Origin of the sequence: Bradyrhizobium sp. WSM2254, from assembly GCF_000472645.1 — a bacterium.
Lineage (GTDB): Bacteria > Pseudomonadota > Alphaproteobacteria > Rhizobiales > Xanthobacteraceae > Bradyrhizobium > Bradyrhizobium niftali.
Map to the genome: position 1 here is coordinate 234846 of NZ_AXAB01000013.1, position 18837 is coordinate 253682.

The 18837-nt window shown below is 64.8% G+C and carries 22 protein-coding genes; 6 read left to right on the top strand and 16 right to left on the bottom strand.

What is annotated here, in order from left to right:
* Position 1 precedes the first annotated feature (1 nt).
* Positions 2-661, top strand: coding sequence for an HAD family hydrolase (locus A3M7_RS0110675; RefSeq protein WP_027543919.1), 660 nt, complete (start codon positions 2-4; stop codon positions 659-661).
* 23 nt (positions 662-684) lie between these two features.
* Here the strand turns inward: A3M7_RS0110675 and A3M7_RS0110680 are convergent, their stop codons facing one another.
* The 4 genes from A3M7_RS0110680 to A3M7_RS0110695 form a co-directional block, all read right to left on the bottom strand.
* Positions 685-1104, bottom strand: a complete 420-nt coding sequence (locus tag A3M7_RS0110680; protein WP_027543920.1) for a DUF6455 family protein — start codon at positions 1102-1104, stop codon at positions 685-687.
* 266 nt (positions 1105-1370) lie between these two features.
* Positions 1371-2156, bottom strand: a complete 786-nt coding sequence (locus A3M7_RS0110685; protein ID WP_027543921.1) for a hypothetical protein — start codon at positions 2154-2156, stop codon at positions 1371-1373.
* Between the two features lie 137 nt (positions 2157-2293).
* On the bottom strand, positions 2294-2899 hold the full coding sequence (gene leuD, locus A3M7_RS0110690) for a 3-isopropylmalate dehydratase small subunit (RefSeq protein WP_027543922.1): 606 nt from the start codon (positions 2897-2899) through the stop codon (positions 2294-2296).
* 81 nt (positions 2900-2980) lie between these two features.
* Entirely contained in the window at positions 2981-3391 is a 411-nt protein-coding gene (locus A3M7_RS0110695) for a metallopeptidase family protein (protein ID WP_027543923.1), read from the bottom strand.
* Positions 3392-3552: 161 nt separating this feature from the next.
* On the opposite strand from A3M7_RS0110695, the gene A3M7_RS0110700 reads away from it, so the two are divergent.
* Entirely contained in the window at positions 3553-3843 is a 291-nt protein-coding gene (locus tag A3M7_RS0110700; protein WP_027543924.1) for a hypothetical protein, read from the top strand.
* 7 nt (positions 3844-3850) lie between these two features.
* Here the strand turns inward: A3M7_RS0110700 and A3M7_RS49605 are convergent, their stop codons facing one another.
* Positions 3851-4060, bottom strand: a complete 210-nt coding sequence (locus tag A3M7_RS49605) for a hypothetical protein (protein ID WP_198033729.1) — start codon at positions 4058-4060, stop codon at positions 3851-3853.
* 589 nt (positions 4061-4649) lie between these two features.
* Complete coding sequence (locus A3M7_RS0110715) at positions 4650-4949, bottom strand: DUF1330 domain-containing protein (protein WP_027543927.1); 300 nt, start codon at positions 4947-4949, stop codon at positions 4650-4652.
* Positions 4950-5136: 187 nt separating this feature from the next.
* On the opposite strand from A3M7_RS0110715, the gene A3M7_RS0110720 reads away from it, so the two are divergent.
* Positions 5137-5664 (top strand): hypothetical protein, encoded by a 528-nt coding sequence (locus A3M7_RS0110720; RefSeq protein WP_027543928.1) that lies wholly within the window; start codon positions 5137-5139, stop codon positions 5662-5664.
* A gap of 136 nt (positions 5665-5800) precedes the next feature.
* Here A3M7_RS0110720 and A3M7_RS0110725 read toward each other — a convergent pair whose 3' ends face one another.
* The 7 genes from A3M7_RS0110725 to ffh form a co-directional block, all read right to left on the bottom strand.
* Positions 5801-6010 carry a hypothetical protein gene (locus A3M7_RS0110725; RefSeq protein ID WP_027543929.1) on the bottom strand — a complete coding sequence of 70 codons (210 nt, stop codon included), beginning with the start codon at positions 6008-6010 and terminating at the stop codon, positions 5801-5803.
* 94 nt (positions 6011-6104) lie between these two features.
* Positions 6105-7511 carry a 3-isopropylmalate dehydratase large subunit gene (gene leuC, locus A3M7_RS0110730; RefSeq protein ID WP_027543930.1) on the bottom strand — a complete coding sequence of 469 codons (1407 nt, stop codon included), beginning with the start codon at positions 7509-7511 and terminating at the stop codon, positions 6105-6107.
* 441 nt (positions 7512-7952) lie between these two features.
* Positions 7953-8333: a 50S ribosomal protein L19 gene (gene rplS / locus A3M7_RS0110740; RefSeq protein ID WP_027543931.1), complete on the bottom strand. Its 381-nt coding sequence runs from the start codon at positions 8331-8333 to the stop codon at positions 7953-7955.
* Positions 8334-8443: 110 nt separating this feature from the next.
* Positions 8444-9211, bottom strand: coding sequence for a tRNA (guanosine(37)-N1)-methyltransferase TrmD (gene trmD / locus A3M7_RS0110745; protein ID WP_027543932.1), 768 nt, complete (start codon positions 9209-9211; stop codon positions 8444-8446).
* 108 nt (positions 9212-9319) lie between these two features.
* On the bottom strand, positions 9320-9874 hold the full coding sequence (gene rimM / locus A3M7_RS0110750; RefSeq protein ID WP_027543933.1) for a ribosome maturation factor RimM: 555 nt from the start codon (positions 9872-9874) through the stop codon (positions 9320-9322).
* A 9-nt stretch (positions 9875-9883) separates the two neighbouring features.
* Positions 9884-10216 carry a 30S ribosomal protein S16 gene (gene rpsP, locus A3M7_RS0110755; RefSeq protein ID WP_027543934.1) on the bottom strand — a complete coding sequence of 111 codons (333 nt, stop codon included), beginning with the start codon at positions 10214-10216 and terminating at the stop codon, positions 9884-9886.
* A gap of 85 nt (positions 10217-10301) precedes the next feature.
* Entirely contained in the window at positions 10302-11849 is a 1548-nt protein-coding gene (gene ffh, locus A3M7_RS0110760) for a signal recognition particle protein (protein WP_027543935.1), read from the bottom strand.
* 466 nt (positions 11850-12315) lie between these two features.
* Here ffh and A3M7_RS0110765 point away from each other — a divergent pair, with 466 nt between their 5' ends.
* Positions 12316-13380 carry an MBL fold metallo-hydrolase gene (locus tag A3M7_RS0110765; protein ID WP_027543936.1) on the top strand — a complete coding sequence of 355 codons (1065 nt, stop codon included), beginning with the start codon at positions 12316-12318 and terminating at the stop codon, positions 13378-13380.
* Positions 13381-13608: 228 nt separating this feature from the next.
* Here A3M7_RS0110765 and A3M7_RS0110770 read toward each other — a convergent pair whose 3' ends face one another.
* Together A3M7_RS0110770 and A3M7_RS0110775 are read right to left on the bottom strand one after the other, a co-directional pair.
* Entirely contained in the window at positions 13609-14310 is a 702-nt protein-coding gene (locus A3M7_RS0110770) for an SIMPL domain-containing protein (protein WP_027543937.1), read from the bottom strand.
* A 5-nt stretch (positions 14311-14315) separates the two neighbouring features.
* Complete coding sequence (locus A3M7_RS0110775; protein ID WP_027543938.1) at positions 14316-15056, bottom strand: GyrI-like domain-containing protein; 741 nt, start codon at positions 15054-15056, stop codon at positions 14316-14318.
* Positions 15057-15307: 251 nt separating this feature from the next.
* Here A3M7_RS0110775 and dapF point away from each other — a divergent pair, with 251 nt between their 5' ends.
* Complete coding sequence (gene dapF, locus A3M7_RS0110780) at positions 15308-16183, top strand: diaminopimelate epimerase (protein ID WP_027543939.1); 876 nt, start codon at positions 15308-15310, stop codon at positions 16181-16183.
* Positions 16183-17436, top strand: coding sequence for a tRNA (N(6)-L-threonylcarbamoyladenosine(37)-C(2))-methylthiotransferase MtaB (mtaB, locus tag A3M7_RS0110785; RefSeq protein ID WP_027543940.1), 1254 nt, complete (start codon positions 16183-16185; stop codon positions 17434-17436). The genes dapF and mtaB overlap by 1 nt, the downstream gene beginning before the upstream one ends.
* A gap of 229 nt (positions 17437-17665) precedes the next feature.
* On the opposite strand, the gene A3M7_RS0110790 is transcribed toward mtaB, so the two are convergent.
* Positions 17666-18775, bottom strand: a complete 1110-nt coding sequence (locus A3M7_RS0110790; protein ID WP_027543941.1) for a DUF2336 domain-containing protein — start codon at positions 18773-18775, stop codon at positions 17666-17668.
* Positions 18776-18837 lie beyond the last annotated feature (62 nt).

The window sequence follows — 18837 nt, forward strand, 5'->3', positions numbered from 1 at the left end:
TGTGTCCCCGACCCGATCCGTCCTTCTGGATCTCGACGGAACGCTGATCGATTCGCGGCCGGGCATTGTCGCAAGCTGCACAGCCGCATTGCGTGTGCTCGGGCACGATCCAGGCAAGGCACCTGACATAGCGATCGGTCCACCACTCGAAGACAGCTTGCGGACGCTGCTACAGGCATATGGCGACGACCGGATCGATGAAGCCGTCGTCGCCTACCGTCAGCACTACGGTGAAAGCGGCTTGCTCGGAAGCGAGCCCTATCCTGGAATCGGCGGAGCGCTCCAGGAATGGAGGCAAGCCGGACTGAGGATCTACCTTGCGACATCGAAGCGCGAAGTCTTCGCGCGACGGATCCTGGAGAACCTGAATTTGGCGGTGTATTTCGACGGCATCCACGGCTCGGTGCCGGGCGGCACGCTCGATCATAAGCCTGAGTTACTCGCCCATATCCTGTCTGAATACGGCATCGCCGCCTCGCACAGCCTCATGATCGGCGATCGCCGCCACGACATCGTCGGCGCTCATGCGGTCACGATGCGCGGGCTTGGCGTGCTCTGGGGATATGGCAGCCGGGATGAGCTGGAGGCGGCCGGCGCGGACCAATTGGTGGAGCGGCCAGCCGATCTCGCGCGCACGGCTCTATCGATGTTGAACGGATAGTCTTCGTTGCAATCCGCGCCGCGTCAACGCGGCGCGAGGTCGGCGCGATCGAGCGATTCCAGCGTCGCGGCATTGCCGCAATAGCCATGATAGTTCTCCGCGGCGGTGCCGTCGGCGAGATCGCGGTCGCACTGCCCCTTGTGATCGCAGAGCGAGCAGACCCGCTCCATGTCGCGGAGCAGCAAGGGCTGTGCGCGGCCGAGCCCTTCGGCGTTGATGCCGAGCTGCTCCAGCATCTTCGGCAGTTCATCTGCGGCGTGCTTGCCATGACGGACCAGCTCTTCGAGATCGTCCGGCGCGATCCTGAGATCGCTCGCGATTCGGTCGAAATCGGCGCGATCGAGCTGCCGCATCTCGTTCATCTCGCGGCGATGCTTCAGCCAGCTCGCAAAGGATTCGATGAGATCCTGAACGATGGGATAAGGCCTGCTTGCGGTGCTCATGCGAGGCTCCGTTTGGGTCGTGGAATTGGAGCGAGATTAGGCACAATGGTGCAGGAGCGCGTTGCGCTGGATCAAATTCAGCTCGCGTGTCCCGGACGCGCTGCAGCGTGAATGACCACCGCCGTCGTCCCGGCGAAAGCCGGGACCCATACCGCGTGATTATTCATGCGTGGACGGTCGCAGTACCGAACTGAGAGTCTTCGCCAAACCACTCCCTGTGGTTATGGGTCCCGGCTTTCGCCGGGACGACAGCGGAGAATTGGCGGCTACGCAAACCTTTCCGTCGCCCAGGCATAAAGGCTGCCCGGGATCGGCTTCTCGCCACCGCGGCCCTTGGGCGAGATGTGCAGGCCGATGATCTCGGGGTCGGTGACGAGGCCGAGATAGCTCGAGGGATCGAAGAACAGCTTCGGCTCGGCGTGCACGGCGTAGAACGACTGCTTCGGCAGTGCGCGGCTCAGCTCGCCGGTGCGGCGCGCCAGTGCAGTCAGCGCCGCAGGTCCGAAGATCGCGACACGGATGTCCGAGAGGCGGTTCGAGCCGCCGCGCAGGCGGCGCATCATGAAGGTGATGCGATGGCGCACTGACAGCCAGTTCGGCGTCAGCTCCTCCTGCTCCATCAGCTCTTCGAAGGCGGCAACGATGCCGTGCCCGGGCGGCAGGTAGATCACGGAATTGCCGAGCTGGCGCGGCCGCTCCCAGGCGAAGTAGGGCTTTGCCGGATCGATCTCGACGGGCTTCAAGAGCAGCACGTCGGCATCGAGCCAGAGGCCGAGGCCCTTCGCCATCAGCTTCATGCGGAAGAAGTCGCTGAACTGAAGCGTGGTCCAGTCGCGCCAGCTTCCGTCGGGCTGCGGCGGCCGCAATCGTTCGGAGAACGCGTGCGGCAGGATCGCTTCGGCATCCGCATTGCCGACGCCCGCAGGCAGGCCGGGAATGGTGTCAAAGCTGTAGACCGTGACCTTGTGGCCGGCAGCTAACTGCGAGCGCAGGCAGGTCTGGCGCAGGGCGTCCATCGGGCCGTGCCAGAAGGTGACGATGTCGGGCAGCATGGCCGGAAGCTTAGAGCATGATCCGGAAAAGTGTGCAGCGGTTTTCCGAAAAGATCATGCTCAAACAACAGGGGATAATCAGGACAAAGAAAAAGCCCCGGCGCTGTCAGCACCGGGGCTCGAACGAAAATCTGAGCTCAGGCCCAGGCGCGTTCGCGCTTGAGCTTGTCCTCATAGGTGTCGATCGAGGCCTTCTTCTCCATCGTCAAGCCGATGTCGTCGAGGCCGTTGATCAGGCAGTGCTTGCGGAACGGGTCGATCTCGAACTTGACCTTGCCACCGTCGGGGCCGCGGATCTCCTGGTTCGGCAGGTCGATCGTCAGCGTCGCGTTGGCGCCGCGCTCGGCGTCGTCGAACAGCTTGTCGAGGTCTTCTTGGGCAACGCGGATCGGCAGAATGCCGTTCTTGAAGCAGTTGTTGTAGAAGATGTCGCCGAACGAGGTCGAGATCACGCAGCGGATGCCGAAGTCGAGCAGCGCCCAGGGCGCGTGCTCGCGGCTCGAGCCGCAGCCGAAATTGTCGCCAGCGACCAGCACCTTCGTATTGCGATAGGCCGGCTGGTTGAGGACGAAATCCGGATTCTCGCTGCCGTCGTCCTTGTAGCGCTGCTCGGAGAAGAGCCCCTTGCCAAGGCCGGTGCGCTTGATGGTCTTGAGGTACTGCTTCGGAATGATCATGTCGGTGTCGACATTGATGATCTTCAGCGGCGCCGCGACGCCTTCCAGCGTAGTGAACTTGTCCATGGTTGCGCTTTCCCGGGTGGTCTAGGGGGAACAGGTATTTATCGCGATCGGGGGCCGAATCCTAGGCCGAATTCGGCAGATCTAGTCTGCTTGACCCGTTTCCTGGGCCTCAATCGCCGCCATATCGTCGTCCGAAAGGCCGAAATGGTGGCCGATCTCGTGGATCAGGACGTGGCGGACGATATGGCCGAGGGTCTCGTCGTGCTCGGCCCAGTAATCCAGGATCGGCCGGCGGTAGAGCCAGACCATGTTGGGCAGCCGCGCCACGTCGCCAAAGCTCTGCTGGGGCAGGCCGACGCCCTGGAACAGGCCGAGCAGGTCGAACTCGCTCTCGCAGTCCATCTCGTCCAGGACCTCATCGGTCGGGAAGTCGTCGACGCGGATGATCACGCCCTCGCACAGCCCGCGAAACTCCGCCGGCAGGCGCTCGAACAATTCGTGGGCCACCGCTTCCATCTCGGCCAGCGAGGGGGCCTTCAATTCCGTCCACATGGACTTCTCTTAGCGTGGGTTTTGCGGCGTTGCATCCCGCTTTATAAGATCGAGCGTTGACGTCGCGCGTGAAAACGAGGAGCGTACGACGCATCAAGGGGATGGCTCAGGTCGGTGGTGGTGTGATGCGGGCGGGAACAGCAGTACCGGTTCTACTGTGCATGGGGTTGTTTTCGACTTTTTTTGTCGGCGCCCCAACCCCGGCCCAGGCCCAGACGGCCGGCCCCGACATCCGGCTGGCCCAGGCGGTCTCGCCCGACGCCCCGCCGCCGCGCAGGCGGCCCCAGACGCGCCTGCGCGTCACGCCCTATTACAGCCCGGACGGCGTCTATCCGCGCTACAATCCCGGTCCCGATGCGGTCCGCGAGTGCAACGCCACCTATGTGCAGGAATACCGGCCCAGCGGCACGGTGATCGTGCCGCATATGAGCTGCTACTGGCGCCGGGGCTGACGCCCCCTCAATTCCCGCGGAGCGCGCCGATCAGGCCGGCGCCGACGACAGCTGCGGACGCGCCATAGACCAGGATCGTCATCACCAGCTGAGTCAGCGGGCTCGCCGCGCCGGCCTCGACGCCCGGTCCCTGTGCGGCAATCGCCGAACTCGCGCCGAGCACAAGGCTTGCTGCGATCGCGAGGCGAGATATCCGCAATCCGCTGGAATTCGGCATGACCATCTCCTGCATTCGCTCGACCAGAAGATACGTTCGTCGCTGACGGCCGGTTTTGGTGGCGCCTGAAATGTTGCGCCGAGACTTTAGGAACTTGCTGCGTGCTCTCTGCATTCGCGTCCGGGCACGTTCATCCATAGCCTATTCAGGCTCAAGGCTCCAGAGCTCGGCCCTAATCCTTGTGTCGTAACACCATTGGCACCGTCGTCACCGCCGTTGGTGACGGGACGGTCGATAGTCAGGAACAGGCCCGGATTCCTGACCTGTTTTAACTTGCAGACGAACTTGTGAAGCCCGCATGCTCGGGGCGGAGGTCGTCATGACGCGATGGATTGCATTGGCCGTTCTCGTTGGGCTCGCCGCCGGTATGCCTCGCGCTTCCGCGATGCAGAGGACGGCGAAGCCAGATGCCTCGGCGGGGATCGCGGTTTTTGATGCGCGACGACACGCGCGACACCAAGACATTGTGCGGTACTCTGCGCCCCATGATCCGCGCTACTACGCGCGGCCCGTCTACTACCGTCCCTATCCCTACGGTGTGCCCGCGCCTTTCGTATTCGGCTATGGACCGTTCTGGTGAGTTGCTGCTCTAGCCGGCGGGCGCAAATCCTTTGACCAGCAGCACTGTCGCTTGTGCGCCTGCCTTTCGGTCTTGCGAGATCTCGACATAGTCGGGCGAGTTGCAGAAGGCGAGGAACGCGGCTTCGTCGGGAAACGACATCATGACAAGTTTGTCATGCGGCCACGCGCCTTCGAGCACGCGCGGATGTTCGTCGGCCGCTAGCAGTCGTCCGTTGAATTTCTTGAACACATCGAAGAATCGCACCTGGTAGCGGTCATACGCCGCGCGGTCCGTCATCTTCAATTGCGCGATCGCGTAGACAGTCATCGCAAGAATTCCTCCCATCGCGGCACTGCGCCGGAGCGCGTTGCCGGAAACCTCATTCATTCATGAGGCATTCACGTCGCTGTCCCTAATTTAATCTTGGGAGCAACCGCAAGTGAACAGCCGAATGAACAGCGGTGGCGCGAGACGCTGCGCCGCAATGCCGCTGTCCGGGTTGAGGGAGAATTCCATGCTGAGGATTTTGGGTGTTGGGACAAGCCCGATCCGCTTGCTCGGGCTTGCGGCCGTTGCCACGCTGATGCTGTCGGTCGGGACTGCGCGCCGCGCCGAGGCGATGACTCCAATCAATCCGACGGCGTTGCCGGCGACGAAGGCCGCAAGCGACGATCTCGTCACGCAGGTTCGCCACGGCGGCGGGGGACATGGCGGTGGCGGACATTTTCACGGCGGCGGCGGCTTCCGTGGTGGCGGCGGACATTTCGGCGGCTTCCATGGCGGCGGCTTCCGCGCCGCGCCGGCCTTCCACGGCGGCGGCATTCGCTACGGAGGAGTTCGCCACTACGGCGGAGGCGGATTTCATCGCTACGGAATCTATCGCCCGCATTACGGCTATCGCCACTTCCACCGGCGCTATTATTACGGCGGCTACTATCCCTACTATCACTATCCGCGCCGCTGCCGGATCATCTGGACCTATTACGGCCCGCGCCGCATCTGCCGCTGGCATCGTTGGCACTATCCGTATCGCTATTGGTGATGTGAGTTAGCGCCGTCATTCCGGGGCGATGCGAAGCATCGAACTATGGTGCGCACTTGCGCACCTGGGAATCTCGAGATTCCGGGTTCGCCCTATGGGCGCCCCGGAATGACTGCGGATAGTGGCGCTGTCTGATTCACAGCCAATCCTTCAGCTTCCACGACGAAGCTTTCCACCGCATCAGGTTCTCGATCTTCCACTGCCTGAACATCGCCGGCGGCCAGCGGCTGAGCTTTGAGGTCTCCTCGACCTCGGGCTTGGCGACGATGCGCAGCGGTGTCGCGCGCCGCCGGTGCTGGCGCGTCGCCTCGCTGATCAGATCGACATATTCAGGCTTGTTGGCCATGAGGCGTGTCCTCGCGAAGCCGTCGCGAGGACACAATGTCGGCGCTGCCGCTTAACAGCCGCTTGCCGCGTTAGCTCAAATTGCGGGGAGCAGCTTAGCGCCACTCCCTGACGTCGACGAAGTGACCGGCGATCGCCGCGGCGGCCGCCATCGCCGGCGACACCAGATGCGTGCGGCCCTTGAAGCCCTGGCGGCCCTCGAAATTGCGGTTCGAGGTCGAGGCGCAGCGCTCTTCCGGCTTGAGCTTGTCCGGGTTCATGGCAAGGCACATCGAGCAGCCCGGCTCGCGCCACTCGAAGCCGGCCTTGATGAAGATCTTGTCCAGTCCCTCAGCCTCGGCCTGCTCCTTCACGATGCCCGAGCCCGGCACCACCATGGCGTTGACGCTGGCGGAGACCTGCTTGCCTTCCGCGATCTTGGCGGCGGCGCGCAAGTCTTCGATGCGGCCGTTGGTGCAGGAGCCGATGAAGACGCGATCGAGCTTGATGTCGGTGATCTTCGTCCCCGCGGTCAGGCCCATGTACTTCAAGGCGCGGTGCTTGGAGAGACGCTTGGCCTCGTCCGCGATCTTGTCGGGATCGGGCACGATGCCGGTCACCGAGATGACGTCTTCCGGGCTCGTGCCCCAGGTCACGATCGGCGGCAGCTTTGCAGCGTCGAGGCGCAGCTCGTGGTCGAAATGCGCGCCTTCGTCGGAGCGCAGTTTCTCCCAGTAGCGCATCGCCGCGTCCCAGGCCGTGCCCTTCGGCGCCTTGGGGCGGTCACGCAGGAAGTCGTAGGCCTTCTGGTCGGGCGCGACGAGGCCGGCGCGGGCGCCGCCTTCGATCGACATGTTGCAGACCGTCATGCGGCCTTCCATGCTGAGCGCGCGGATCGCGTCGCCGGCGTATTCCAGCACGTAGCCGGTGCCGCCCGCGGTGCCGATCTCGCCGATGATGGCTAGGATGATGTCCTTGCCGGTCACGCCGTCAGGCAATTTGCCATCGACGGTGACGCGCATGTTCTTGGCCTTCTTCTGGATCAGCGTCTGCGTCGCCAGCACGTGCTCGACCTCGGAGGTGCCGATGCCGTGTGCGAGCGCGCCGAACGCGCCATGCGTCGAGGTGTGGCTGTCACCGCAGACGATGGTGGTGCCGGGCAGGGTAAAGCCCTGCTCGGGGCCGATGACGTGGACGATGCCCTGGCGCTTGTCGAACTCGTTGTAATATTCGATGCCGAATTCCTTGGCGTTCTCGGCCAGCGCCTTGATCTGCTCGATGCTCTCCGGATCCGGATTCGGCTTGGAGCGGTCGGTGGTCGGCACGTTGTGGTCGACGACCGCGAGCGTCTTTTCCGGCGCATGAACCTTGCGCCCGGTCGCGCGCAGGCCTTCGAACGCCTGCGGCGAGGTCACCTCGTGCACCAGATGGCGATCGATGTAGAGCAGGCAGGTGCCGTCGTCGGCTTCGTGCACCAGGTGGTCGTTCCAGATCTTGTCGTACAGTGTGGTCGGCTTGGACATGAGCTTGAGCTCCGGAAATGTGTGTCAGCGAAGAGCGCGGGTGGCGCGCGGGGCAACAAAATCGTCAGCGCAGCTTTTAGGCTGCGCGCGTAAGCTCTGACGTTGCCGAGGTCGCGAAGCGTCCGAAGAACCGGCCAGGCAGCCGCGAGCGATCGTCGATGACGATGCGCTTGACGGGGGCGAGGCTGGTCAGATCTGGAAACATTCTAGAAGCTATATAGCATGCAGCGGTAAAAGCGCGAGTGCTTCAAATTCGTCATTGCGAGCCAACGGGTCCGCGCGAAGCGCGGCCCGATGACAGGCTCCGCGAAGCAATCCAGAAATGCATCCGCGGAGACAGTCTGGATTGCTTCGCTGCGCTCGCAATGACGGTGGGGCAAAACAAAAAAGCGCGGGGCGTTTCGGCCCCGCGCTCCTCGAAACTCGACTGTAAGCGAAAGCCTACTCGTTGACGGCCTTGGCGTGCTCAGTCTTCTCGACGATGCGAGCCGACTTGCCGCGAAGGTTGCGGAGGTAATACAGCTTGGCGCGACGCACCTTGCCGCGGCGCACCACCTTGATCGAGTCGATCATCGGCGACATCACCGGGAACACGCGCTCGACGCCCTCGCCGTACGAAATCTTGCGCACGGTGAAGCTCTCGTTCAGGCCAGCGCCGGAACGGCCGATGCAAACGCCCTCATAGGCCTGCACGCGCGTACGGTCGCCTTCGACGACTTTCACGTTGACGATCACGGTGTCGCCGGGACCGAATTCCGGAATGTCCTTGGTGGCGGACAGCTTGTCGAATTGCTCTTTTTCGAGCTGTTGGATCAGGTTCATGGGTAAATCTCCATCGGCGCGCCCAGCCTTGCGAAACGGGGGCTGCGCGAAATTCGTTTATCCAGCCATTGCGGATGTGGCCGCTCCTATAAGGCAAGCCGGAGCGTTTGTCACCCGTCTGTCTTGTTTTTTGGCGTTTTTTGGCGTCCGGGCCGATTCGGGGTTTTGGGTGGGATTTTAGCCCATAAATCGGGTCGCTGCGCCGCCGTCAGGGCCTCCGATTGCGCCCGCCGCCAACTGGCGACCTTGGCGTGGTCCCCGGAGGTCAGGATCTCGGGGATCGGGACCCCCTCGAAGAGCTGCGGACGGGTATATTGGGGGTATTCGAGCAGGCCGTCGGAGAAGCTTTCCTCGGTTCCCGAGGCCTCCTTGCCCATCACGCCCGGTAGCAGCCGGACGCAGGCGTCAATCAGCGCCAGGGCCGCGATTTCGCCCCCGGACAGCACGTAATCGCCGATCGAGACCTCCTCCAGGCCCCGCCCGTCGATCACCCGCTGGTCGATCCCCTCGAACCGCCCACAGACGATCAGCGGGCCGGGGCCCTGGGCAAGCTCCACGACGCGGGCCTGGGTCAATGGCCGACCCCGCGGGCTCATCAGAAGGCGGGGCCGCTCTTTTGAAGAATCCTGGCCGATCTCCGCCGCGTCGATGGCGGCCGCCAGAACATCCGCCCGCAGCACCATGCCCGGGCCGCCGCCGGCGGGGGTGTCGTCGACGCTGCGATGCCGGTCGGTGGCGGAGGCCCGGATGTCCCGCGCTTCCAACTGCCAGAGCCCGGAGGCCAGCGCGCGGCCGGCCAGACTCACGCCGAGCGGTCCCGGAAACATCTCCGGAAACAGCGTCAGCACCGTCGCGCGCCAGGGTGAGGGGTTGGTCATTGCGCCCTAAGAAATCCGTCGTCCCGGCGAAGGCCGGGACCCATAGCCACCGCGCTCAGTTTTGCGATGGCTGGAGCTACCAGCTTAGCCAAAAACCACGGTTTGTGGTTATGGGTCCCGGCCTTCGCCGGGACGACTCGCGGAGGGAGCGTCGCGATCCTCACCCGCGATTTCCTCCGGCAGCGCGATCACGACGCGGCCGCCGGCGATGTCGACCTCGGGCACCACCGCATTCGAGAACGGCAGCAGCATCGACGTGCCTTTCAGTGGCGCTATCTCGATGATGTCGCCGGCGCCGAAATTATGGATCGCGAGCACGCGGCCGAGCGCATCGCCGTCCGTGGTGACGGCGGCGAGTCCGATCAGATCGGTGTGGTAATATTCGTCCTCATCCGTCGCGGGCAGCTTTTCGCGCGCGACGTAGAGCTCGATGCCGTTGAGGCGCTCGGCCTCATCGCGGGTCATGACGCCCTTGAACGTCGCGACCAGATGATCCCTGGCCTCGCGCGCCGTTGCGACCTCGAACTGGCGCTTGCCGTCCTTGGACAGCAGCGGACCGTAGCGCTTCACGGCAAAAGGATCTTCGGTGAAGGTCCATAATTTGACCGCACCGCGCACACCATGCGCGGCGCCGATCCGCGCGACGCAGACCAGCGCCGACATGGTCTGGCCTTAACCCTTCGCGGCGGCTTCGGCCTGCGCCTTGCGCTCCTTGCGCGGCACGGCCTTCTGCGGGTTGTTGCGGGCTTCGCGCTTCTGGACGCCGGCGGCGTCGAGGAAGCGTGCAACGCGATCGGACGGCTGCGCGCCCTTGGCGACCCAGGCCTTCACCTTCTCCATGTCGAGCTTGAGGCGCGCCTCGTTGTCCTTCGGCAGCAGCGGGTTGAAATAGCCGAGACGTTCGATGAAGCGGCCATCGCGCGGAAAGCGCGAGTCGGCGACGACGACGTGATAGACGGGACGCTTCTTGGTGCCTGCGCGGGCGAGGCGGATAACGACGGACATTCAGTTCTCCTTCAAAGTACAGTTTGTTCGGTTGATTGGTATTCCGCGTTGCGCGGGACCGGTGCGGTCCCCCGCGACGAATTCCTCATTTCTTCTTGCCGGGAAAACCGCCGAGCCCCGGAAGGGTCGGCTTGCCGCTGAGGCCCGTAAGCCCCGGCAAATTCGGTAGGCCAGAGCGAAGACCGGGCGGCAGATCCTTCGGCAGGCTGGGCAGACCCTGCCCGCCGCCGCTCTGCATCTTCTCCTGCATTGCCTTCATCTCTTCGGGCGAGGGCATCTTCATGCCGCCGCCAAAGCCCATGGCCTGGGCGATGCCGGCGAGCGGGCCGCGCTTGCCCGAGCCCATGGCCTTCATCACGTCGGCCATGTTCCGGTGCATCTTGAGCAGCTTGTTGACCTGCTCGACGCTCTGGCCGCTTCCCGCGGCGATGCGCTTCTTGCGGCTGGCCTTGAGCAGGTCGGGATGACGGCGCTCGTCGCGCGTCATGGAATCGATCACCGCGACCTGGCGCTTCAGGATCTTGTCGTCGATGCCGGCGGCCGCGATCTGGTTCTTCATCTTGGCGATGCCGGGCATCATGCCCATCAGCCCGCTGATGCCGCCCATGTTCGCCATCTGCAACAGCTGCTCGCGCATGTCGTTGAGGTCGAACTGACCCTTGCGCATGCGCTCGGCGGTGCGCGCGGCCTTTTCGGCGTCGATGTTGGCGGCGGCACGTTCGACCAGCGACACCACGTCGCCCATGCCGAGGATGCGGCCGGCGATACGATCGGGATGGAAATCTTCCAGCGCGTCGGTCTTTTCGCCGGTGCCGATCAGCTTGATCGGCTTGCCGGTGACGGCGCGCATCGACAGCGCCGCGCCGCCGCGGCCGTCGCCGTCCACACGGGTCAGCACGATGCCGGTGAGGCCGACGCGCTGATCGAACGCGCGGGCAAGGTTGACCGCGTCCTGGCCGGTGAGGCTGTCGGCGACCAGCAGCACTTCATGCGGATTGGCGGCGGCTTTGATCGCAGCCGCTTCCGCCATCATCTCTTCGTCGAGCGTGGTACGGCCGGCGGTGTCGAGCAGTACGATGTCGTAGCCGCCGAGCTTGCCGGCTTCGAGTGCGCGCTTCGCAATCTGCGGCGGCTGCTGGCCCGCCACGATCGGCAAGGTCGGAATGTCGAGGTCGCGGCCAAGCACGGCCAGCTGCTCCATCGCCGCCGGGCGATAGACGTCGAGTGAAGCCATCAGCACCTTGCGCTTGTCGCGCTGGACTAGGCGGCGGGCGAGCTTCGCGGTGGTGGTGGTTTTACCGGAGCCTTGCAGGCCGACCATCATGATCGGCACAGGCGGCACGGAATTGACGTCGATGGTCTGGCTTTCGGCGCCGAGCGTGTTGATCAGCTCGTCATGGACGATCTTGACCACCATCTGGCCGGGGGTGACCGACTTGACGACGGTGGCGCCGATCGCCTGCTCGCGGACGCGCTCGGTGAAGCTGCGTACCACCTCTAGCGCGACGTCGGCCTCCAGCAGCGCGCGGCGCACCTCGCGCATCGCGGCGTCGACGTCCTTTTCGGTCAGCGCACCGCGCCCCGTCAGACGATCGAGAATGCCACCAAGCCGTTCCGACAGATTGTCGAACAATGCCGTTGTCCCTTGTCCTGCTCGCGCAGGGTTGCCGCATTCACCACTGTCATGCCTCGGCTTGACCGGGGCATCCAGTACGCCGCGGCCTCTCGGTTCTAGCCGAGCCGCCTCTGGAATACTGGATCCCCCGCCTTCGCGGGGGATGACCCTCAATGTGCCTTGGCGCATTGCCCCAAGACGTAGTTCCAAACACCTTTGCGCCCGAGGGCGCACAGCGCTGTCGGGCGTTGACCTCTGGCCTCCAGGGCCAGTCGGCGGGTCGAAAAGAAAGCCTTTCCGAGAAAGTGGCGGGGTTAAACGCCGCTCCCGCCCAAAAGTCAAGGAAAGTTAGGGGGGCGGGGCCTGTTTGGGAAGGCAAGGCTTTGAAAACACGTCCTTTCCGGCGGTGGGTTCCTTTTCCTCTGCCCCCCGCCCATATAGGCGGTGATGCCTCACCGTCCGCACCATCCCTAGAAGTCCGCCCGTGCCGGTCACCCGCCGCCGCATTTTCGGACTGCTTGCCGGAGCCGGTGCGCTGGTCGGCGTCCCCTCCCTCTGGATGTCCCGCATGAAGACCTATGACGGTCCCGCCTCCGACCATTTCAACGGCCTGCACTTCTTCGATCCCGACGGCGCGCCGCCGAAATCGCTTCGCGAGGTGCTGCGCTGGCAGTTCAGCGGCAAGCGGCAGCGGGCGACCTGGCCGGAGTGGGCGCCGAGCCCCCATGCCGACACCCCGCCGGAGCGCGTCGACGGCGGAAAGGTGCGGCTCTCCTTCGTCGGGCACGCCAGCTGGCTGATCCAGGCCGGCGGCCTCAACATCCTAGTCGATCCCGTCTGGTCCTCGCGGGTCTCGCCAGTCGCCTGGGCCGGGCCGAAGCGGCACAACGATCCCGGCATCGCCTTCGAGAAGCTGCCGAAGGTCGACGTCGTGCTGGTCTCGCACGGCCATTACGATCACTTGGACATCGCGACGCTGTCGCGGCTCGCCAAGAATTTTGCTCCGCGGGTGGTCACGCCGCTCGGCAACGACGTGACGATGCGCAGCACCGACGCGTCGATCAAGGCCGAGGCGTTCGACTGGCATGACCGCGTCGAGCTCGGCGGCGGCATCGCCGTGCACCTGGTTCCGACCCGGCACTGGACGGCGCGCGGGGTGTTCGATCGAAACAAGGCGCTGTGGGCAAGTTTTGTATTGGAGACGCCGGCCGGGAAAATCTACGTCGTCTGCGATTCCGGCTATGGTGATGGCAGACATTTCCGCCGCGTCGCCGACAAGCACGGGCCGCTGCGCCTGGCGATCCTCCCGATCGGCGCCTACGAGCCGCGCTGGTTCATGCGCGACCAGCACATGAATCCGGAAGACGCAGTGAAGGCGCTGCTCGATTGCGGCGCGCAGGACGCGCTCGGGCATCACCACGGCACGTTCCAGCTCACGGATGAAGCGATCGACGCGCCGGCCAAGGCGCTGGTGGAAGCGCTGGATACTGCGAAGATTCCGCAGGAGCGGTTCGTCGCGATGAAGCCGGGGCAGGTGGTGGAGATCTGACGCGCCCGCGCGATTTATCTCCACTGTCATCCGCACATACAGCTCGTCGTCCCGGACAAGCGCGCCTCAAGCGCGCGCAGATCCGGGACCCATAACCACAGGGAGTAGTTGTGGCGCGAAGCTCGTAACCCCGAGTCTTCGCCAAACTACTCCCTGGGGCTATGGGTCCCGGCCTTCGCCGGGACGACACCGTTAGTGTGGCGAGCAGTGTGCCTCTTACGAAGCTTGCTACTGCCCCTGCTTGATCGCCCAGCTCACATTCACCGTCACCGACAGCGTCTCCTCGCCGGGTGCGACCGCGGCGGGTGCGGCCATCGGGGCTGTTGCCATTCGCGCCTTGAACAACGGCATCGGCGCACCGCCTTCGGAGACGCTGAGCGGCGCGCCCAGCGTGACGCCGGTTGCCTTGGCGTAGATCTCGGCCTTGCGGCGGGCATCCGCCACCGCCTGCTCGCGGGCCTCGTCGAGCAGTTTTGACGCCTGCGTCACCTCGAACGAGATGTTGCCGATGTCGTTGGCGCCGGCGCCGACCAGCGTGTCGATGATGCCGGCCACTTTCGTCACGTCGCGAATCTTGACGGTGACGCGATTGGAGGCGCGGAAGCCGACCACGGGCGAGGCGCCGGTGGATTTGTTCTGGCCGTATTGCGGCTGCAGCGACAGCCGCGAGGTCTGGTAATCCTTCTCAGCGATCCCGGCGCCCTTCAGTGCCAGCAGCACCTTGCCCATCGCGGCGTTGTTGGCGTCGGAGGCTTCCTTCGCCGTCTTGGCATCATTGGCGACACCCGCGTCGATCTGCGCAAGATCGGGCGCCACGGAAACAGTGGCTTCGCCGCTCACCGAGATCGCGGAGGGAAAGTCGTCGGCGAACACGGGCGTTGCCAGCAGCGTGGCAGCGAAAACGGCGGCGAGTAGGGCAGGCTTCTTCATCGGTCTCACTTCAGTGGCACGAAAACATTGATCACGAGCTTGTCCTCCGCCGTCTTCAGGGGATCGGTGAGGTACTCCTCGATAAAGGTGTCCTTGGCTTCCAGTCTCTTGTCGTCGAGGTGATTGGTGATCGCCTCATAGGTGTTGTCCATGTTGTCGTAGGAGCCGCGATGGACGAATTTCAGCGCCTTGCCCTCCGGCGATTTGCCGACGCTCATGTCCTTGGGCAGGTTCTTGGGATCCTGCTCGACCGGAATTTCGGCGAGGAAGGTGAAGCCGGTGTCGTCGGTCGAGGTGTAGACGATCATCGAATTGCCGGCGTGTTTGATGCCCTGCTTGTCCAGGAGCGTGTTCAGCGCCTTGAAGGCGTCGACCAGCGTGTCGAAGGCCGAGTCCCAATTGGCAGTGCCCTTGACCATCACGACCTTCCTGGACTCGAGCGTGGTCTCGAGGCCAAAGGGATCGGCGGTCTGGACCGGGGCGGGGGTGGCGGCTGCGGCGGGCGGCGGTGCCGCCGGGCCCGGCGAGGGTGAGGCGCTGGCCGCCGGCGACGGCGATGCGGCCGGGGCGGGCGAGGCGCTCGCGGCCGGGGCGGGCGACGCCGACGGCGAGGGACTGATCGGGGAAGGACTTGCCGAGGCGGCCGGCGCCGGGCTCGGCGTCTGTGCCAGAGCGCCGCACAGGCCAAATGACAAGGCCGCTGCCGGGATCAGCGCGGCCAGAGCGAGACGACGAAAGCCAATCATTTTTTTCTCCCCAGGCCTTAACTCATCAAGCCCTTGGTTCAGCAAGGCCCTAAATTCATCAAGACCTTACCCACCAAGGCCTCAATCCCGCCGCGCATCCCGGTTCGCGCAAGCCGCGCCGTTCTAACACGCGAGCGCCGAATTCGTCCCATGACAGATGCGTCATGGCGGACGTCCCGGCGCCCGGCGGCAAATCACTGGCCAAGCGGCCAAGGATCGCCATATAAGGCAGGCGAAATTCAGGAAATTTCATGAGCGCGCTGGCCAACCACGCATTTGCCAAGATGAACGGCATCGGCAACGAGATCGTCGTTGTCGACATGCGCGATTCCGCCTCGGCGGTGACGCCGGACGACGCCCGCGCGGTGGCATCCGCGCACGGCGGCGTGCCCTACGACCAGCTCATGGTGCTTCAGAAGCCGCGGCTCGACGGCACCGAGGCCTTCATCCGCATCTACAACAATGACGGCTCCGAAGCCGGCGCCTGCGGCAACGGCATGCGCTGCGTGGTGCGGCGCATCTTCGAGAAGACCGGGCAGGCCACGGCGACGTTCGAGACCGCGGCCGGCCTGCTCAATGCCTGGCAGGGTCCGGCGCCGGATCTCTACACCGTCGACATGGGCGTGCCCAAGTTCGGCTGGCAGGACATTCCGCTGGCGGAGGAGTTTCGCGACACCCGCTACATCGAATTGCAGATCGGGCCGATCGACAATCCGATCCTGCATTCGCCCTCGGTGGTGAGCATGGGCAATCCGCACGCGGTGTTCTGGGTCGACGACGTCAACGGCTATGACCTCGAGCGTTTTGGTCCGCTGCTGGAAAACCATCCGATCTTCCCCGAGCGCGCCAACATCACGCTCGCCCATATCGTCGATCGCGACCACATCACGATCCGTACCTGGGAGCGTGGGGCAGGCCTCACCAGGGCCTGCGGCTCGGCGGCCTGTGCGACGGCCGTCGCCGCGGCGCGGCTGAAGCGCGCCGAGCGCAATGTCGAGATCACGCTGCCCGGCGGCAAGCTCGGCATCGAATGGCGCGAGCGCGACGATCACGTGCTGATGACGGGCACCGCGACCTTCGAATATGAGGGCAATTTCGATCCGGCGCTGTTCGCGCCGGTCGGCTGATGTCCGTCGAGATCGTCACCTTCGGCTGCCGCCTCAACGCCTTCGAGGCCGAGGTGATCCGCAGCAAAGCCGAAGGCGCGGGTCTTTCCGACACCATCGTCATCAACAGCTGCGCCGTCACCAACGAGGCGGTGGCGCAGGCGCGGCAGTCGATCCGCAAGCTGAAGCGCGAGCGGCCGGAGGCGCGTATCGTCGTCACCGGCTGCGCCGCGCAGACGCAAAGCCGGATGTTCGCCGATATGGCGGAGGTCGACCGCGTCGTCGGCAATGACGACAAGATGCGCAGCGATGCCTGGCGCGATACGCGCGCTGCCTTCGACATCGGTGCCGGCGAGAAGATCGCCGTCAGCGACATCATGGCCGTGAAGGAGATGGCGCCGCATCTCCTCGACGGCTTCGCGAGCGGCCTGCCGCGCGTGTTCGTGCAGGTGCAGAACGGCTGCGACCACCGCTGCACGTTCTGCATCATCCCCTACGGCCGCGGCAATTCGCGCTCGGTGCCGATGGGCGCGGTGGTCGAGCAGGTGCGGGCGCTGGTGGAACGTGGTCACGCCGAGATCGTGCTGACCGGTGTCGATCTCACCAGCTATGGCGCCGACCTGCCGGGCGCGCCGAAGCTTGGCATGCTGACCAAGCAGATCCTGCGCCATGTGCCTGAGTTGAAGCGCCTGCGCATCTCCTCGATCGATTCGATCGAGGCGGATGACGATCTGCTCGATGCCATCGCCGTCGATTCACGCCTGATGCCGCATCTGCATCTGTCGCTACAGTCTGGCGACGACATGATCTTGAAGCGCATGAAGCGGCGGCATTTGCGGGGCGATGCGATCGCCTTCTGCGACCAGGTGCGCCGCCTGCGTCCGGACATCGCCTTCGGCGCCGACATCATCGCGGGCTTTCCGACCGAGACCGAGGCGATGTTTTCGCGCTCGCTCGATCTGGTCAGGGAATGCGGCCTGACGTTCCTGCACGTCTTCCCCTATTCCCCGCGCCCCGGCACGCCCGCCGCGCGGATGCCGCAGGTTGCGGGGCCTGAGATCAAGGAACGTGCGCGGCGGCTGCGTGCGGCCGGCGAGGCAGCATTGCGTCAGCGGCTGCAAGCCGAAATTGGCGCAACGCGCGATGTGCTGATCGAGAGCGAGGGGCAGGGCCGCACGGAGCACTATCTGCCGGTCGCGATTGCGGGCGCGCGCGTGGGGAGTGTCGTGCCGCTGCGGATCAGTGGCAGTGATGGCGAGCGGCTCACCACATAATCTGCGGTCATCACACAACTGCATCCCCAACGTCGTCCCGGCGAAGGCCGGGACCCATACCGCGTGATCTATCGATTATGCGCGGTGCTTGTCCCAACGAAGCAGGGTAACTAACAGCCCTCGCCAAATTTCTCCCTGTGGTTATGGGTCCCGGCCCCCCGTGCGCAATTGCGCACTAGGCCGGGACGACACTGGGAGTGTGGATGCGGGGTGCCCCAAACGCGCTCCGCTACGACGCCCGCACCTGCCAGAACCGCAGTGTCCGCCGCGCATTTTCCGGCGTCATGCGGGCGAAATGGCCCTGTGCTCTTGCGAGATCCGCCGGCTTCATCGCGCCGGTGGCAAAACGGCTTTCGAGCACGGCGGCGGTGGTTTCCCAGCTGAGCTGCGCCGCCTTGCACGGCACCAGCAGGCCGTCATCGCGCAGGCTCTGCATCAGCGGGCGAATCACTTCGACGGTGGATTGCGACAACGCCGCCAGCGCCGCGACGGTTTCTTCATAGCGCCGCTGCCTGGCAAAGCCGAACAGCGTCGCTTCGTTGAGCTGGCCGGTGGCCTTGAGATTGGCGATGGCGCGCTTGGCACCTTCGAAATCGCGGACACCAGACATCTCGCGCTCGACGCCGACCGTGACGACCGCGATCGCGCTCTGGATTTCCTCGAACAGATGCGGCGGCGCGCGTGACAAGAGGCGCGTGCGAACCACATCGGTCGCCGAGCGCAGCAACTGGCGGCGCAGCTCCGATGGCAGGTCGACGCGGACGCCGACGCTGACGGCGAGCTCCGGATCGCTCTCCGCCTGTCCGACGATGACGGCAAATCCGTTTCCGGAGACGCGTGCGCCCGGATTGGCGGCAAGCCGCCGGCTGACGCTGGGATAGCGGCGCGCCAGCAGCGCGTCGGTGACGATCTCCTTCAGCCACCAGCGCCCGGCGACCGCGAGCAGATGCGGCTCGCCCTTGGATGATGCGATCTTGACCAGCTCGCCATCGTCGAGGCGCGCGGATTCCTGGAGCACGGGACCGGCGATGCGGATCTCGTCATTGTTGGCGAGCCGGCGAATGACGGAGGGCGGCGCCTGTGCGATTGGCGCCAGCTGCGCGCTGATCTCGGCCAGCGCCACGCGCGCGCCCATGTCGGCGATGGCGCGCAGCTCGATAGTGCCGATCAGGCGCTCGAGCACCTCGTCGAACAGCGCGATCTGCTCGTCGTCGAAACTGCCGGCGGAGGACAGGAACAGGTCGGTGACGCGGCGGGCCGTCTCCAGGCCCTTTTCCGCCGAGCCAATCCGAAGTGCGGATTCGACCTCGTCGATGATCGATAGCTCGGCCTTGGACATGACGCGCGGCTCGTCCTGAGCGGATTGACGGAAGCTTGTTCTAAGCAACCGCTATCATTAGA